We start from the raw sequence: 16869 nt of genomic DNA, 5'->3' as shown, positions 1-16869 counted from the left end.
AATGATCAATGATATCCTGCTTCCGCAGATTTCCCCCAAAAGACCTTGTAGGCATAAAAGGTATATCCCAGTAAAATTGGCAACATAATAACCACCCCTACTAAAATAAAAATCAGGGTAGAATCTGGGGCTGCTGCTTCCCACAATGTAACATCATGGGGTATTAAATAAGGATAAACACTGATGCCAATCCCACAATAAGAACAAAGAAAAATAATGACACTGTAAATGAACGGCTTAACTTCATTGCCAAGCGTTAAATTTCTCCAAGTTAAAACAATCATTAAAGCGGTAATTGCAGGTAGAGGCATTAGTAAAAAAAAGTTGGGTATACTATACCACCGATTGAAAATTTCTTCATCATGTAGTGGCGTCCAGATGCTCACAAAAATAAGAAATGCGGCAATAAGACATAAAAACCCTTTTGCAAAATGAATCATTTTCCGCTGTAATTCATCTTCACTTTTAATCACCATCCAAGTCGAGCCCAAGAGCGCATAGCCACAAATCAATGCAACCCCGGTCATTAAACTAAATGGAGTTATCCAATCGGGATCACTGATAACCATAGCCTCCTCATTAATATTAAACCCTTGGACAAAAGCCCCTAAAATGACGCCTTGGAAAAAAGCAGCCGCGATTGAGCTAACAGTAAAGGCCCAATTCCAGATTGGCTTTGATGCTTCGGCTTTAAATCGAAATTCAAACGACACGCCACGAAAAATCAAAGCGACCAGCATTAACATTATGGGCATGTATAAAATTGGCAACAACAAACCATAAACCATTGGAAAAGCACCATAAAGCATTGCCCCACCAAATACGAGCCAGGTTTCATTTCCATCCCATACAGGTGCGATTGAGTTCATCATAATATCGCGCTCACGCTCACTTTGAGCAAACAAAAACAAAATGCCAATTCCCAGATCAAAGCCATCCAGAATGACGTACATGATGATGATAAAGCCTAGAAGACAAGCAAAAATTAGAGGCAGCATTATTTTTTTTCTCCCTTCATATCGGTCATATATTGGAAGGTATGATGCTCTATCTCATCTGTTCTGAGATCTTTTGGACCTTTACGTATTGTTTTCATTAAATAGTACAGATAGAACCCGAATATGACTCCATAAGCCAAAATAAGCAGGCAGAGGGATATAATGACCTCTTCCATCGTAATAGCAGACACCGCATCTCGAGTGCGCATCAAATTGTAAACAACCCAAGGTTGGCGGCCTATCTCCGCCGTTAGCCATCCAGCAATAGCCGCGACAAATCCCAGTGGTGCCATGAATAAGCACCAGTAATGAAACCATGAAGACTTATAAAGTCGCTCGTTTCTTCGCATAAAAAGCGCTGCAAGTGCAGTTCCTAACATTAACACACCAATGCCAACCATGATCCTGAAGGTATAAAATACTGGAGCCACGAGTGGTTGGTCTTGGCGAGGGACTGAGCGCAATCCAATAAGCTCTCCATCCCACTCATGGGTATTGATGAGGCTAGCTAATTTTGGAATGCCAATAACATACTCGTTTTTTTGCTCTGTTTGCGACGGCCATGCAAACAATAATAGCGGGGCACCACGCTGCGTTTCCCAAACCCCTTCCATAGCTGCCGTCTTTAAAGGTTGGTACTGATGAACATCTAACCCCACTTTGTCGCCAATTGCGATTTGTAATGGCACAACAACTAACGCTGACCACATTGCAATTGAAAGTACCCTACGAGACATTTCGATAAAACGATGTTTCAATAAAAAATAACTTGCAATTCCCGCCAATACAAAACATGTTGTTGTATAGGACGCAAACAACATATGTAATACTCTTGGTATAAAAGATGGATTAAAAACAATATCCCACCAGTTAGCGACTAAATACTTACCCTCTAAAATCTCATACCCTGAGGGAGTCTGCATCCATGAGTTTGCCGACATGATCCAAAAGGCAGACACTGTTGTCCCAAGAGTCACAAAAAGCGTAGCAAAAAAATGTAAATAAGGATGAACTCTCCCCCAACCAAACAACATGACTCCTAGAAATCCCGCTTCCAGAAAAAATGCCGTTAATGTTTCATAGGCAAATAGCGCTCCCAGGATATTGCCAAACCCCGAAATAAATGGGCCAAAATTCGTACCAATTTGGTAAGCCAAAACAATTCCAGAGACCACCCCCATTCCAAACGTAAGCGCAAAGACTTTCACCCAGAATTTGCAGAGCCTTAAGTAAATAGGATTTTGAGTATAAAGCCAGGTTGCTTCCATGCCTGCAATGAACAGAGCCAGACCTAAATTTAACGTGGGAAATAAAATGTGAAATCCGATGCTAAATGCAAATTGGATTCTGGAGAGTATTTCAACAAGCATGCTAGGTTCTCTGAGGTTTTGGATTATTAAAGCATGTTTAATCTTGTTTAAACACCTCTCTACACAATATTTTTTAACTCGGTACAGAGAATTTTTTTATTTATTTTCAAATGTTTTCAATTCTTTACGGATGACTTTCCATTCCGGCAGAAACCGATCCATAAACGCGTAAAAACGTTTATTATGGCTCGCTTCTAGAAGATGCACCATTTCATGAACCAATACATATTCTAAACATCGCAACGGTTTTTTGATTAGCGAAAGATTTAACCAGATTCGCTGCGCTCGTGGATTACAAGTGCCCCATCTTGTCTTCATACGTTTTATACCCCACTCCTGTACTTGGACACCAATGATTGACTCCCATTTTGTGATAAGCGCGGGGAGTATTTTTTTCAGCTCAGAGCGATACCAAGCGTACATTATTTTTTCCATAGAAGCTTGTGTCGAATTTTCCTTAACAAAAAAATGCAACAAAGGAGGAGCTAATTCAATTTGATTTTTTTTAGCATTTGTCTGAATGGTTAGACAGTAGGGATTGCCTAAATACCAGTGCGATTCGCCCGATATGAATTGTAATGAAGAATATGGCTGTCTTGCCTTGACTATTTTTGTATGCTTAAGAATCCAATCCTGCTTACTCTCTACGAACTGCTTAATATAATCGTCTGAGCATGCTCTAGGCGCACTTACTTTAACACCCCCTTCACGATCAATCCGAATATAGATGTTTTTAATGGGTTTTCGGATTAACTCAATAACAATATCACCGATATGTAGATTCATAGGATTCTTAACTTAGAGGTCCTGCGCCCCTATGTGAGGAGCAACTGATTGTTTTTGCAACAGTGTAACTTCTAATATTTATGTCCGTAAAGTCATTGTCAATATTGATTTAATAAGAAACACAGTGGCATACTGGTTTGTTTTTTAGGTTACTGCGTCCTTTTTTTGGCATCCTAAAAATCAAAAAGGAATGTTTTTTTTCATTTTGATTTGTTATTTATAGGATTACGTTGTCAATTTAGATAACCCCGAAATGGCGTTAAGTAAACTTTCGAAAGGATTGTTATATGATATCTTTAGAGTTTTTAAACAAGGTGAAATTGCCTCTATTGCTTTTAGCAATACTTATTTTTCCTCAATTTTTAGGCTCGTACGTACCGGTTGAAGTTAAATCCATTTCTTATGCGCTTAGCCTAAGCATGAAGGCCGTATTAGAATTTTTGTTACCTTTTATCATTTTTAGTTTTATTTTTTCTTGCCTATCCAATTTTCAAAAAGGCGCTATATTTTTTGTCATATTGTTAGTGAGTTGCGTCTTTGCTTCTAATTTTACGGCATTGCTGTATGGTTATACCATGGGCAAAGTCGGATTAAATTTGCTGCATTTTAAAGAAACTGCGATTCATCATTCCGCCGAACTTATGCCTGCTTGGCACTTTCATTTAAAAAAATTAGTAACCAATGATATTGCTTTGCTTTGCGGTTTTATCAGTGGGATTTTCTTTTCTGTCTTTCCTAGCTCGACTGCAAAACAACTTGGTAGCCAACTGAATAAGCTTTCAAATGGTTTTCTTAAAAAAGTCTTTATCCCACTATTACCGTTATTTATTCTCGGATTTGTCTTTAAGTTAGAACATGAAAATATTCTACAAGCTTCTTTAAAAATTTACGGGCCTATACTGCTCTTAATTCTATTTTCTCAGTGGTTTTATATTGGCTCTTGGTACATGATTGCCAGCCGATTTTCATTCAAAACTTTTATTTTTTATATTAAAAATGTTCTTCCTGCGAGTCTTACGGGATTGAGTACGATTTCTAGTGCGGCTTCTATGCCCGTCTTGCTCGTTTCAACGGAAAAAAACTTGCAAGACGCTCAAAGAGCCAAGATGTTGGTGCCAGCTATTATTAATATTCATACCATCGGCAGCGCCATTGCAATCCCCATCCTAGCATTGGCCACGATATCCACCTTTGGTATGCCAACGCCGACGCTTTCCGCCTTTATTATCTTTGCCCTGTACACTGCATTAGCTAAATATGCGGTGGCAGCCGTTCCAGGTGGCGTGGTTATTGTGGTTGCACCTATTTTAGAAGCGCATTTAGGATTTTCCAGTGAGATGGTTGGCCTTGTAACAGCGGTTTATATGATTTGCGATCCGTTTGGAACTACCGCGAACGTAACCTCGAATGGCGCGTTTCCTATCTTATTTTCTAAGCTATATAATCTTTTAATCAGTAAACATCCCGTCAGGAACGCTAATAAATCTTCTGCATTAGCTTCGAGAGGCTATGAATAATATACCCGTGATCGTTCAAAATGGATGGCCTGCGCGGGAATGACAAAATATTGCGCAACGACTTGCGCTATTAATTATACCTAATCGTATGATCTTGCCCTGGTGAAAAAGAGCTTGACTTATGCTCCAAGCTCTTTTTTCGACACAGCCCTCAAAACTCGATCCATCATTTTAACCGTCAAGATGCGTTTTAAAGCGATAAATAGATAGGCCGGAAACGTGACCGGATATTTAGCTTTTGGTTTTTTTGACTCAATTGCTTGAATCAGCTTATTCACAACCGCTTCAGGAGACTTTGTAAACACGGATTCTTTTTTCTGAGTACGATAATCCCCTAACATTCGCTGATATTGAGCCTCATAGTGGCTCTCTTGCATATTAATTTCTTCTTCCGCACGCAACACACTGGTGTCTCTGAACTGGCTTGTAATGGGACCAGGTTCGATACAGATCACTTTGATGCCCGAGGAGTTGAGTTCTAATCTGAGGGTATCCGTTATCCCTTCCACGGCATATTTTGAGGCATTATAAGCGCCTCGAAACGGCAAGCTGATTATTCCCAAGATAGAACTAAGATTGATAATGCGCCCTTTCCCTTGCGCACGCATGATAGGAATGGCCAGCCGAGTAAGCTCCATTAGGCCAAAAACATTCGTCTCAAATTGTTGGCGCAAAACATCACGAGAGAGATCTTCTAATGCCCCAGCTTGCCCATAACCCGCATTGTTAATTAGAACATCTAATCGCCCATCCGTTTTAGCCATCAGCTCTTCAAAACCAGACTGAATGGACTCACTGACGTTCAGATCCATTAGTACGACTTCAATGCCAAGCTGAATTAGCCGCTTCATATCTTCTGACTTACGGCAAGAAGCGATCACTCGATGACCACGCTTTGATAAAGCCTGACTCGCCTCAAATCCGATTCCTGTTGAACAGCCTGTAATAAAAATAATTTTTGAATTCATACGGTTATAACCCTAAAACGTTTGCCGTGTGTTTGGCAATGATCTGCTCTTCATCCGTTGGCAGTACGAACACAGGAATCCTAGACGCACTTGTAGATATGACGGTTGAATGAGTTTCATTGGCGGCGTCATCAATATGAACGCCCAACCAACTTAGATAATCACAAATATGCGATCGTACCAAAACATCATTGCACCCCATTGCTCCGGTAAAAACAAAGGCGTCTATTCCGTTTAGTGCCATCATTAAACCACCTAATTCCTTTGCTGCAATGTAGCAAAACAGATCGATGGCTTCTTTTGCTTCTGGTTCATCTGAGTTTTCTAAATCACGCATATCACCGCTTAAGCCTGAAACACCAAGTAATCCAGATCGCTCATACAATAATGTTTCAATTTCCTTAGGTGACCATTTCTTTTCTTGTTGTAAATAAAGCACAACACCCGGATCAAGACGACCACACCGTTTTGCCATCATTAATCCCTCTAGGGCTGTAAATCCCATGGTCGTTGCTACGCTGTTGCCATGTTTTAAAGCACACATGCTCGCCCCGCTGCCAAGATGAGCAATGATTATGCGTTTATGTTCAAAGGAGTCAACATATTGAGGCAAAATACCAGATATATACTCATAAGATAGGCCATGGAATCCATAGCGAAGGATGTGTTGACCGTGAACAAGTTCTCTAGGCAAAGCAAATTGCTGAGCTAACCAAGGCTGGGTTCGATGAAAGGCGGTATCAAAGCAGGCAACTTGTTTCAAATGTGGGTATTTATCCGCTAAGATTTCAAAGAGCTTTAAATTATGGGGTTGATGAAGCGGGGCTAATGGAATTAACGCGGTTAGTGTTTGCTTAATGTCCTGATTTATTTCCACGGCATTATCAAACTCAACCCCTCCATGGACGATGCGGTGACCCGCTGCAATCAGATCCAAGGAAGCCTCATCGTCACACCAATTTAAGATCGCCAATAACGCAGCCTTATATCCGCTATCGATAGATTGATGAGTTTCAATCGTTTCTCCGCGTTTATTTTTTATTGTTAACGTGGTTTGATCATGGATTCGATCCACCTCGAAGCGATATACTAACGCTTGCGTTGCTGCCTCGTATAGAGCACATTTTAAGCTATTAGAGCCGGCATTACAGGTTAAAAGATGCTTAGTCATATTCCTTGAGATTCCTTACCATTCATATATAGTAAGGCCAATGCTGCTGACGCAAGTCGTGCTTTTACACCCCCCACTCGGCTTGTTAGCATGAGCGGCACATGTGCGCCCATTACAATACCCGCAGCATTGTATCCTGAAAGATATTTCATCTGTTTATAAAGCATATTTCCCGATTCAATATCTGGCACGATGAGAATATCCACATCCCCTGCTACTTGTGATTTAATCTGTTTGATTTCAGCCGCTTCTTTTGAAATGGCGTTATCAAAGGCCAAGGGGCCATCTAATATTCCGCCTGTGATCCAATCGCGGTCTGCCATTTTGCACAGTGCTGCTGCTTCGACGGTAGAAGGTATTTTGTGAGTAATTTTTTCGGTTGCTGATAAAATTGCGACTTTAGGCGTACCAAACCCACATGCGCGAAATAAATCAATGGCATTTTGAATAATGTCTTTTTTGTCTTCTAATGAAGGCTTAATATTAATGGCGGCATCACTTAGCCATAAGGGCTTGGGGTAAATATCCCTAGGGATATCAATACAAAACACATGACTAATTCGTCGAGCTGTTCTTAATCCCGAGTCTTTGCTCACCACAAAGCTTAGCAACTCATCGGTGTGAATATGCCCTTTCATTAAAGCTTCGACTTCTCCTTTGCTTGCCATACATACCGCGGTTTCAGCCGCTTCATGGCTATGTTTTGTAGCCACTAACTCAAACTCAGAGATATCTAATGACGCTTCTTCTGCAGCGTTTAAGATTCGATCTTTAGGGCCAACTAAAACCGGCTCAATGATGCCTTCTGTAGCGGCTGCAACAGCACCTTCTAGAGAGTTTTTTTCAACTGGATGCACAATTGCCGTTTTTAAAGGATGATCAACACGCTTACAGGCTTCTAACAATCGCTCATAAAAAGGAATTTCAAGTTCTGATTCTTCACGCATTACTACTCCTTAGCCATTCTTTCCTATTAAACATTTTCTTAATCAATAGTAGCGTATCATAATCGCTGAATTATGTTGTTGAACTATTGTAACATCCTGCTTATATTATCAATAAGCTTACTTCATCATAATAAGGGCTATGAAAAATAAACTCTATATTACTGGAATGCTCAACGCCATGCTACAAGGGGTTTATGAAGGTGATGATACAGTGCATAGCCTTTTAGCTAACAGAAGTTGTGGAATTGGAACGTTTGATAGAGTTGATGGGGAACTCATTGCGGATCAAGGACAATGTTATCAAGTTAAAGCGGATGGTAAATTACGTCTCGCTGATTCATCCACAAAAGTACCCTGGGCAATGGCTGCCGATTTTACCCCAGAAAAAACCTTTACGCTTAAAAACTTAGGTAGCTTGTCAAAAATAGATGAAGCGTTAGCCCCCCATCTAACCTCTGAAAATTATTTTCATATTATAAGAATTATCGGCTCGTTTAACTCTATAAAGTATCGCTCTGAATGCCCACAAAAAAAACCCTACAGGCCCATGTATGAAACATTGCCCTCTTTGCAGCGAGAATTTACCGTTGATAAGGTTGAGAAGGCAGTATTAATTGCGTTTTATACACCGGATTATTTTTCCTTTATTAGCGGTCAAGGGTTTCATTATCATTTTTATGATGAGAACACCAAAACGGGTGGCCATATATTAAAAGCCTCATTACATGAAGCTCGAGTCGAACTTGCTCACTGTCTTGAAGTAACCATTCGCTTTATCGACTCTTCTGATTTTAAAAACGCCAATATTGGCGAAGATTTACGCGAACAATTGAAAAAACTGGAATAATCGCGTAAATAGTCGATTAACCGGTAGTTTAGCTCCTACTTCAGCTTAGGTAATCTCCAATGCATCGTTCCTCGGACAGACTGATCTGGCTTTTTTTTATTCTTTGTTTAGGCATTCAAATTTTAATTGAGACTAATAGTCTGATTCATCATGATATTATTTGGAGTCTTGAAATTGGTAAGCGCTTATTTTCAGGCGGTCAATATGGAAATGATTTTTTTGAAACCAATCCATCTCTTCTCTATTTTATACATGGAAGCCTAGTCAGCTTTGCTAAAATGGTGCAGCTTAAGTCAATTACTGTGTTTTATAGTTTTTTACTCGGTTTGACGGTGTTTTGTTTCCTTATCTGCAATACAATAATTCGTAACTTATTCAGAGAAGATAAAACCCTTGGGACTTATTTATTATTAGCCCTAGCGACAAGCCTTGGATTGGTTACTTTAGTTGATTATGGTCAAAAAGAGCAACTCATGCTTCTTTTAACCTTTCCTTATTTTTTCTTAAATTATTCTTTGCTCCTAGATAAACCACGGCCTGCTTGGCTTGAAGTTTTAGTGGGAGTAATGGCAGGCGTTGGCTTTGCTTTAAAACCACCTTATTTTTTTATTCCCTTTTGTTTAACTGAACTTTGGCAGTTGTGGAATAAAAAAACATTGCGTGTGTTCATGCGATGGGATCTTGCCGCGCTATTATTCATGCAACTAGCTTATGGCATTAGTGTTCTTACGATTACTCCGAGCTATCTTACTGAAATATTACCCGTCATCCTGGATACTTATGTTTCAGAGCGCTATGTGCATCTGCACACTTTATTATTGCAGGCGCCGATGATATTTTTTTACATCACAATGATCATTTGGGCTTTTTGTTTTCAAAGAGATCGGTTAAATACGATCATCAAATATCTCTTTATAATAACCCTCGGATTTGCCCTAAGTTACCTTTTGCAAGGTAAGGGTTGGCGCTATCAGGCATTACCGCTTTATGCGTGCAATATTCTATTAATTAGTGTGATTAGCTTATCGGGTTTTAGGAAATTTAAACATGCTGGAATCGAAACGACTTTATTAGCCATGTCCTTAGTCATTTTTACCACTACATTTTATGTTGTTCCAATTGCCTTAAACACCAAAAATCAGATGCAATGCGCATTTAACTCTAATTGTGCATTTAATCGCATGATCAAGGAAGTTTCTGCCTATGCTTCGGATAAACCATTTTTTATGTTCAGTACGTACATGCAATCTGCTTATTTTATGTACTACGGAGCTATGGAACTAGGATCTCGCTTCTGTTCGTTATGGCCAATTCCTGGGCTAATAAATCACCCAAATGAGCCTCGACTAAAGCATTCTATTCAAGAACAGGTCGTTGAAGATTTTAAACGGTTTCAACCAAATCTCGTGCTCGTTAACGTCAATATCACTCATCGCAAAGATTATGGATATATCCATGATCCAGATTTTAATTACCTTACCTTTATGCAGGATAATCAGCGCTTCAAAGCGTTGTGGCAAGACTATTATTGGGTCAAACGCGTTAGCTATAACCCCTTGTATTCATTTGATATTTATTTGAAGCGTTCCTAAATTTTATTCTTGGCAAGTATTATTTACCGTTTGTGTTGTTCAGACCAACCTCTAAAGAGATTGTTGCCAATTCCAGCTGTCTTGCACCATTTGTTCTAAAGAACGTGTTGCTTGCCAAGTTAGCTTTTTTTGAGCTTTGCTTGGATCGGCCCAATAGGCGGCTAAGTCTCCAGGACGGCGTGGTTTTATCACTGTCGGAATAGTACATCGATTAACGTCTTCAAACGCTTTAACCACTTCTAATACAGAATACCCTTTCCCTGTCCCAAGATTAAATACGTCAAACCCCTTAAGCTGGTTCATTAAATAATCCATGGCATGAATATGTCCCTCAACTAAATCCATTACATGAATGTAGTCGCGTATCCCAGTTCCATCGGGGGTCGAATAATCATCACCGAATATCGGTAAATACGCATGTTTTTTTAGTGCAACTTGAGTTATAAACGGCATTAAATTTTCCGGCATCCCTTTAGGAGAATCTCCAATTCCTCCATCAGGATGAGCCCCAATGGGATTAAAATATCGTAATGCTATCGCGCTAAAGTCTTCATCTGAGTCGCAGATATGATTTAGTAAGAGTTCCACCGATCGTTTCGTATCCCCATAAACATTAATGGGGATGGTTGGATGAGCTTCCGTATAAGGACAAGTAATTGGCTGGCCATAAACGGTGGCAGAGGAGGAAAACACAATGCGCTTTAGGTTTACTTCCTGCATGGCTTGCAATAAATTAACACTGCCTAGAACATTGGTTTCGTAATACTTTAAGGGGAATAGGCGGGATTCATAAACCGATTTTAAACCCGCAAAATGAACCACGAGATCAAATGTATTCTTGTTAAATAAATAACTTAATTGCGCTTTATTTCGTAGATCAACCTGAATGAATTCAAACGATTTAGACGTGAGGGCCTTAATGCCCGTAATGACATCAATTGACGAATTAACAAGATTATCAATCACGGTTACCTTATACCCTCTATATAAGGCCGCAACAACAAAATGACTGCCAATATATCCTAAACCTCCGGTCACTAATAAATGCACGCTGAAGTTCCTTCTGCTGGCTCATTCAAGTGTTAGCTTAGGTCTATCCCCGTGACTTTCAAAATGCGCGATTTATGCTTTTTGAAAGTCACGGGGATAGACGTGCTCTGGCATACTTATTATCTTGAAAAGCTATATTTCGTATTAAGAAAAAGCTAATTATAAAGCCTGTAGCCAGCGCAACAATTCTTACTGCCAAATAGTTTCTGAGGGCAAATCCTTCAACCAGAAGGATCATGACGCAAGCATTGACAAAAAAACTAAATAAACTGGCCAGCAAATGCCGATACCAAGCCCCAAAGAAGCTTCGGTTGTATTTTTTAAACAATATGGCATTACATAATAAAAAATTTGTAGTAACTCCAGGGATAAACCCTAAAGCCAACGCTAGCAGGTAAAATAAGCCAAACTGATACTTGGCGACATAAAAACTTAATGCATCGATAAGGGCCGCTATTCCACCAACCCCGATATATCCTAAAAACTTAATCATTAAAAGGCGTGATGAGTTCATGAGATTTTCTGCGGTACTAAACGCTCAGTCACGTTGAATTCATGATCGCTATCTTCATGATATTCGGCATCTTCATTCACATTCCAAACATTGTAACGTTCTTTATTCGCTAAAATATTTTCTACAGTTAATTTAGCTGTCATCATGGCATGGTCTTGATTGTTATATTTATGCATGCCATTTCGTCCAACCAAATGCAATCCTGAACAATGGTCATTTAAATAATCACGGATTTTCGCAACATGCGTTTTATACTGATCATCATAGATAGGATAGGCTTTCGACTGTCTTACCACACAGCCATCAATCACTGAATTTTCTTTCACAAGCCCTATATGATAGATTTCTTTTTTTGCCAGCTTTAAAAGTTCTTCATCGGTTGACGTCCATAAACCGTCACCTTCGAAGCAAAAATACTCCAATCCATAGCAATTCATACCTTCCGTTGGAATTAAATAGGGAGACCAGGAGCGAAAATTTTGTATGCGACCGACTTTAACACTGGGATCATGTATGTATATCCAATTATCATCAAATTGACCTTCTTCATTCACGATTAAGGCGATCAATAAAAAATCACGATATTTCAAACGATCTGCCGCAGCAATAATCTCAGCCGGTAAGGAAGGGGATAACGCATGGACTAATTCTCGTATCGGCATAGAGGAAATGATTTGCTTCGCATAAGCTACTTTCTTCCCATCGCATGTTGTGTACCCAACACGCCAAATTTTATCATCCGCCTGATACTCAAGCTCTGTAACGCATGCTCCAAGTTCAACTCGGTTACCCTGTTGTTGAATTTTTGCTTCAGCCGCCTCCCACATCATCCCTGGTCCCAATTTAGGATAACGAAAGTGGGTAATTAATGTTTTAATGGATGGATCAGCTTGATTCACGGATGAGAAGCAAGCGTTTTTTAATGCTGAGATTAAAGAAAGCCCCTTAATTCTTTGCGCCGCCCAATCGGCTGAAATCTCCGTACATGCCATGCCCCATACTTTTTCGGTATAGGTTTTGAAAAAAACTTGAAAAAAATATCGACCAAAATGATTGGTGACCCAATCTTGAAAAGAACGAACAGGCTTTATCGGAAACAGTCGAAATCGAAGATAAGACAAAAGTGCGCAACAAGAAGGATAAAGCCCGAGTTTCCACAAAGCTTCCAGTGGCTTAAGCGGATAGGTAAAAAATTTTTTTTGGTAGAAAATCCGTGATTTTCTAGGTCGCTCAATAAAGTCATCACCAAGCAGCTCTTCCCATAAGGCTTCGATGTTAGAAGACTTAGAAAAAAAACGATGACCGCCAATGTCGAACCGAAATCCCTTATATTGAACTGTTCTGGAAATTCCGCCTACATATTCGGTATCTTTTTCTAAAATTAAACATGATTTTTTCTGCTTCCCTAATAAATACCCAGCGGTTAGACCGGCAGGACCTGCACCAATACATAAAACATCAATTATACATGGAGGTTTATCCTTAATTTCCGTCATGATGAAGTCCTTTTGTTTTACGATGCCCTACACCTCGGATACAGGTGATGGATGCGGGTGTGTGGCCGTTTGAGTTGATTCATTTTTTTTATGATGATGAAATAGACCAAAACAAGATAAGCCTAATGACACAACGCCTAACCCTAACATACTCGGAGCCAAACCAGGCTGTTCTTCCTTCACCAGGCTCAATATTCCGAGTCCTAAAGCGAACACATCCACAGTAACAGCTGCTATAAGAATTTTGAATTTAAGGCTATTCGAAGCCTGAAGTCTTTGCACAGATTCTTCTAAAGTTTGACTCGTTCTCTGTAACTCTTGATATTGTTCTACTGTATATGTGGCCATAAAAAAACACTCTTTGAATGACGTTGCTATGATGAACCCTATTATTTGCAGAAAGCAAGGTCAAGTGTTTTTTATCATGTACCTCTGTACATGACAAAAAACCTGTCATGCCCGCGCAGGCGGGCAACCATTTCTGGTTTGACGATAACATAAATGTCGCATTTTATAGTTGATCGTGTATAGTAAAATATTTTTCAAAGGATTGAAGAGAACGCTAATGCGAAGAATTATCTCTAATGGCTTACTGTGTTTTTGGATAATTAGTTTTCAAGCGTATGCAACCCATCATACTGTAGATTTAACTATTTCTTATAGCACCGTCAATTTTAACGGCAAGTCCGCTACCGCAATTACCGTGAATAATCAAATTCCTGCGCCTACCTTAAGATTTACAGAGGGAGACACAGTTACCCTAAATGTTCATAACCAATTAGACAAAGAAGCGGCCATTCATTGGCATGGAATTATATTGCCGTGGCAAATGGATGGGGTAATGAACATCACACAGCGAGGGATACCGCCAGGAACGACGTTTAAATATCATTATAAGCTCCGTCAATCAGGTACTTATTGGTATCATTCACATGCAGGTTTACAAGAACAAGAGGGGTTGTATGGCGCCTTCATTATTGAACCTAAGTCTCCCCCTTCTTATCATTACAATAAAGATTTTGCGATTGTTTTATCCGATTGGAAAAACACAAGAGCAGATCATATACAAGCTAATTTAAAAAAGTCTGGCGAGTATTATTCTCCTTTATTTCCCCTGCAACCCTCCCTTCTGCATTTTATTCGCAGTTATGTTAATGCATCTAAAGAAGAGCAAAAGAAACTTTGGATGGATTATAAGATGATGCAGCACATGCGAATGGGTATTTTTGATATTAATGATATTGCTTATGATCGATTTCTGATAAACGGGCACCCTAAAGATAAGCCCTGGGTGGAGCGCGTAAAGGTAGGAGATGTCGTTCGTTTGAGGTTCATTGACGCTGGTGCCAATACATTCTTTCATATTAAAATGCCAGATGCAGATATGAAAATGGTTCACGTTCAAGGCAATGATGTCGTTCCTTATGCGGTCCAAGACTTTCGCATGGGTCCTGGTGAAACAAATGATGTTCTGGTAAAAATTGAAAAGAATCAACCCTACATTATTTATGTCGAATCAACCGATAAGGTAGGAAAAGTGTACGGGGCACTCATGCCTGATCCAAAACAGCCTGTCCCTTATCACAATATAAAACCCTTCCCTGAGCCTTTACCTGTAACACGCGAAAAAATGAAGAATGAACGTAAGCGTGGCTTAAACCCAATGAAGCATATGGGGTTGCAAAGCTCTTTAAATCAGCAACCGAAAATAAATACCATCGAAGCCGCGGCGCTACCGAACTCAAACCCCAAACATCAGCCAAATCATAAGCTCAAAACCATCGGAACGAAATATCAGCATTTAAAAGCACGCGTTAAAACCAATGATCCGACTAAACCCATATACAAAACCATTGATTTAAAGTTATTTGGGTTTATGGATCGCTTTATTTGGCTTATAAATGGAACTCCGGAGTATTATGCAAAACCCATTAAACTTTTACCCAGCAAACGTTATCGGCTGGTATTTACAAACAATTCCATGATGCATCATCCCATGCATTTACACGGGCATTGGCTCATTCTTAGAAATGGGCATGGAAGTTATGATCCGTTATTACATACCATCGACATACCACCTGGGAGTCAAGTCATTGCTGACTTAGATACCGATGCCAGCGGCCAATGGTTTTTCCATTGTCATATGCTAAATCACATGGCATCAGGGCTATCTAGAACCTTTCAATATGGCTCTATCCTGGAAGTCGCCAAAGGATTGAAAAAACCACAATATATTATTGAGGATACCCCCTACTATAATAGACCTATTGTACGAGTCGATGAATTACGACCCATACCTTTATCGCTTGTAAAGGATCCAATCCACACACCCAATAAATTTTTTGCTGCTTCCTGGATAGATTTGGGAGGAGATTTTTCTCACAATCGGCAAATGCTAACGTACTACGGCTTATATGGACCAGACTTTAATAAATTACAATTATTTGTTAACGATGCTGAAATGGAACAAGGTAGCATTTCAAATGCTGATCTGGATGTATTTTACTGGAGACAAATCAGTCAATTTTGGGCATTAAAAGGAGGTGCGAATTATTTTTATCGCCCTTCACAAACCCCTTACTGGCAACCTGGGGCAGGATTTGAAGGATTGCTTCCTTATTTTATTGCGAACAGTTCGCGCTTCTATTATCACAAAGGGAGTTTTAAGGCCGACATCGAGTTTGGGCGAAATACTCAATTAACCAATAATTTCTTTATAGGAATAGAGTTACGCGGCATTGCTGCAACTAAAACCGTCGTTGGAGATCAAATTGGCAGTGGATTAAATGAAACATTTGTCAATGTAAGACCTAATTACCGTATAGCCCCAGGAATTAGCGCTTTTATTGAATACGAGCATGAGCAATATTATGGACGATTAAAGTCAATAAGACGTCAGCTCGGTGAACCAACGAGTGAGGATTCTGTATTCATGGGCTTAGCTTTTTTGATTTAAAAAATTTAATCTTGCTGCATTAAATCACTATCGTTTTTATTATTGCTTTAAACCACAAGCATGGCTCCCGCCCTTTTCTAGTAGTACATTAGTAATTTCTTGAAAGCCTTCACGTTTCTCGGATAAAGATAAAGGCGTATCACCATGGTTTGTCCTAGCATTAATGTTTATAGTCGGATGCTGTAATAGCCAGCGAACCATCTCATCCTGACCACCAAGAATAGCTCGGTGCAAGACAGAATATCCCTCATAATCTTTTAAATTTGGATCCGCTCCATTTTTTATCAATAATTTCATTACAGGCAAATTTCCTTCCTCAGCCGCTAAAATTAAAGGAGTTTTATTATAGTTATCCCTAACGTTCAAATCAGGACTCTTTTTACAAACAACCTCGACTATCTCTTCTGTGCCATAGCGAGCGGCGTAGTGCAAAGGAACTCTACCGTTAGTATCAGAAAGAGTGGAAACTCTATCATAAGTTAACCAAGAATCAATAAGCATGATGTGTTGATTTAAAACAGCCTTATGAATAGGATATAGCCATTACACTTCAAAATCCGAAATTAGGTTCACTGACAATTTGAAATTTATCAGTGAGCCTAGCTCTCAATAATTTCTTTTTACGCCCAATTTGTTTGAAGAAAGTAGTTATGGCTT

The 16869-nt window shown here is 39.5% G+C and carries 15 protein-coding genes; 4 read left to right on the top strand and 11 right to left on the bottom strand.

Features of this window, described 5'->3' with window-relative positions; genetic code table 11:
- Positions 1 to 5 precede the first annotated feature (5 nt).
- The 3 genes from cydB to E1O47_RS02190 form a co-directional block, all read right to left on the bottom strand.
- On the bottom strand, positions 6 to 998 hold the full coding sequence (cydB, locus tag E1O47_RS02200; protein WP_133129638.1) for a cytochrome d ubiquinol oxidase subunit II: 993 nt from the start codon (positions 996 to 998) through the stop codon (positions 6 to 8).
- Positions 998 to 2368, bottom strand: coding sequence for a cytochrome ubiquinol oxidase subunit I (locus E1O47_RS02195; RefSeq protein WP_133129637.1), 1371 nt, complete (start codon positions 2366 to 2368; stop codon positions 998 to 1000). The genes cydB and E1O47_RS02195 overlap by 1 nt, the downstream gene beginning before the upstream one ends.
- 96 nt (positions 2369 to 2464) lie before the next feature.
- A complete protein-coding gene (locus tag E1O47_RS02190; protein WP_133129636.1) occupies positions 2465 to 3154 on the bottom strand; it encodes a M48 family metallopeptidase in 690 nt (229 codons plus the stop codon).
- A gap of 287 nt (positions 3155 to 3441) precedes the next feature.
- Here E1O47_RS02190 and E1O47_RS02185 point away from each other — a divergent pair, with 287 nt between their 5' ends.
- A complete protein-coding gene (locus E1O47_RS02185) occupies positions 3442 to 4671 on the top strand; it encodes a cation:dicarboxylate symporter family transporter (RefSeq protein ID WP_133129635.1) in 1230 nt (409 codons plus the stop codon).
- Positions 4672 to 4790: 119 nt separating this feature from the next.
- On the opposite strand, the gene E1O47_RS02180 is transcribed toward E1O47_RS02185, so the two are convergent.
- Genes E1O47_RS02180 through E1O47_RS02170 form a run of 3 tightly spaced genes read right to left on the bottom strand, consistent with a single transcriptional unit; the run spans position 4791 to position 7757 of the window.
- The gene (locus tag E1O47_RS02180) at positions 4791 to 5639 is read right to left on the bottom strand and encodes an SDR family NAD(P)-dependent oxidoreductase (RefSeq protein WP_133129634.1); all 849 of its coding nucleotides are present in this window, start codon (positions 5637 to 5639) and stop codon (positions 4791 to 4793) included.
- 4 nt (positions 5640 to 5643) lie between these two features.
- Entirely contained in the window at positions 5644 to 6810 is a 1167-nt protein-coding gene (locus E1O47_RS02175) for an acetate/propionate family kinase (protein WP_133129633.1), read from the bottom strand.
- On the bottom strand, positions 6807 to 7757 hold the full coding sequence (locus tag E1O47_RS02170; protein ID WP_133129632.1) for a bifunctional enoyl-CoA hydratase/phosphate acetyltransferase: 951 nt from the start codon (positions 7755 to 7757) through the stop codon (positions 6807 to 6809). Before E1O47_RS02170 ends, E1O47_RS02175 begins: the two co-directional genes overlap by 4 nt.
- A gap of 139 nt (positions 7758 to 7896) precedes the next feature.
- On the opposite strand from E1O47_RS02170, the gene E1O47_RS02165 reads away from it, so the two are divergent.
- A complete protein-coding gene (locus tag E1O47_RS02165) occupies positions 7897 to 8604 on the top strand; it encodes an acetolactate decarboxylase (protein WP_133129631.1) in 708 nt (235 codons plus the stop codon).
- 59 nt (positions 8605 to 8663) lie between these two features.
- Positions 8664 to 10196 (top strand): hypothetical protein, encoded by a 1533-nt coding sequence (locus tag E1O47_RS02160; protein ID WP_133129630.1) that lies wholly within the window; start codon positions 8664 to 8666, stop codon positions 10194 to 10196.
- A 51-nt stretch (positions 10197 to 10247) separates the two neighbouring features.
- On the opposite strand, the gene galE is transcribed toward E1O47_RS02160, so the two are convergent.
- From galE to E1O47_RS02140, 4 genes are all read right to left on the bottom strand, one after another.
- Positions 10248 to 11246, bottom strand: a complete 999-nt coding sequence (gene galE / locus E1O47_RS02155; RefSeq protein WP_133129629.1) for a UDP-glucose 4-epimerase GalE — start codon at positions 11244 to 11246, stop codon at positions 10248 to 10250.
- Positions 11247 to 11334: 88 nt separating this feature from the next.
- Positions 11335 to 11760 (bottom strand): GtrA family protein, encoded by a 426-nt coding sequence (locus tag E1O47_RS02150; RefSeq protein WP_133129628.1) that lies wholly within the window; start codon positions 11758 to 11760, stop codon positions 11335 to 11337.
- Positions 11757 to 13256 (bottom strand): NAD(P)/FAD-dependent oxidoreductase, encoded by a 1500-nt coding sequence (locus E1O47_RS02145; protein WP_133129627.1) that lies wholly within the window; start codon positions 13254 to 13256, stop codon positions 11757 to 11759. The genes E1O47_RS02150 and E1O47_RS02145 overlap by 4 nt, the downstream gene beginning before the upstream one ends.
- A gap of 27 nt (positions 13257 to 13283) precedes the next feature.
- A complete protein-coding gene (locus E1O47_RS02140) occupies positions 13284 to 13604 on the bottom strand; it encodes a hypothetical protein (RefSeq protein ID WP_133129626.1) in 321 nt (106 codons plus the stop codon).
- A gap of 217 nt (positions 13605 to 13821) precedes the next feature.
- Between E1O47_RS02140 and E1O47_RS02135 the strand changes: the two genes are divergently transcribed.
- Positions 13822 to 16212 carry a multicopper oxidase domain-containing protein gene (locus E1O47_RS02135; RefSeq protein WP_133129625.1) on the top strand — a complete coding sequence of 797 codons (2391 nt, stop codon included), beginning with the start codon at positions 13822 to 13824 and terminating at the stop codon, positions 16210 to 16212.
- 39 nt (positions 16213 to 16251) lie between these two features.
- Here the strand turns inward: E1O47_RS02135 and E1O47_RS02130 are convergent, their stop codons facing one another.
- The gene (locus tag E1O47_RS02130; RefSeq protein ID WP_133129624.1) at positions 16252 to 16743 is read right to left on the bottom strand and encodes an ankyrin repeat domain-containing protein; all 492 of its coding nucleotides are present in this window, start codon (positions 16741 to 16743) and stop codon (positions 16252 to 16254) included.
- Positions 16744 to 16869: the final 126 nt, after the last annotated feature.

Source organism: Legionella yabuuchiae (genome assembly GCF_900640115.1).
Taxonomy (GTDB): Bacteria; Pseudomonadota; Gammaproteobacteria; order Legionellales; family Legionellaceae; genus Legionella_A; species Legionella_A yabuuchiae.
This window is presented reverse-complemented; position numbering and strand designations above follow the sequence as displayed.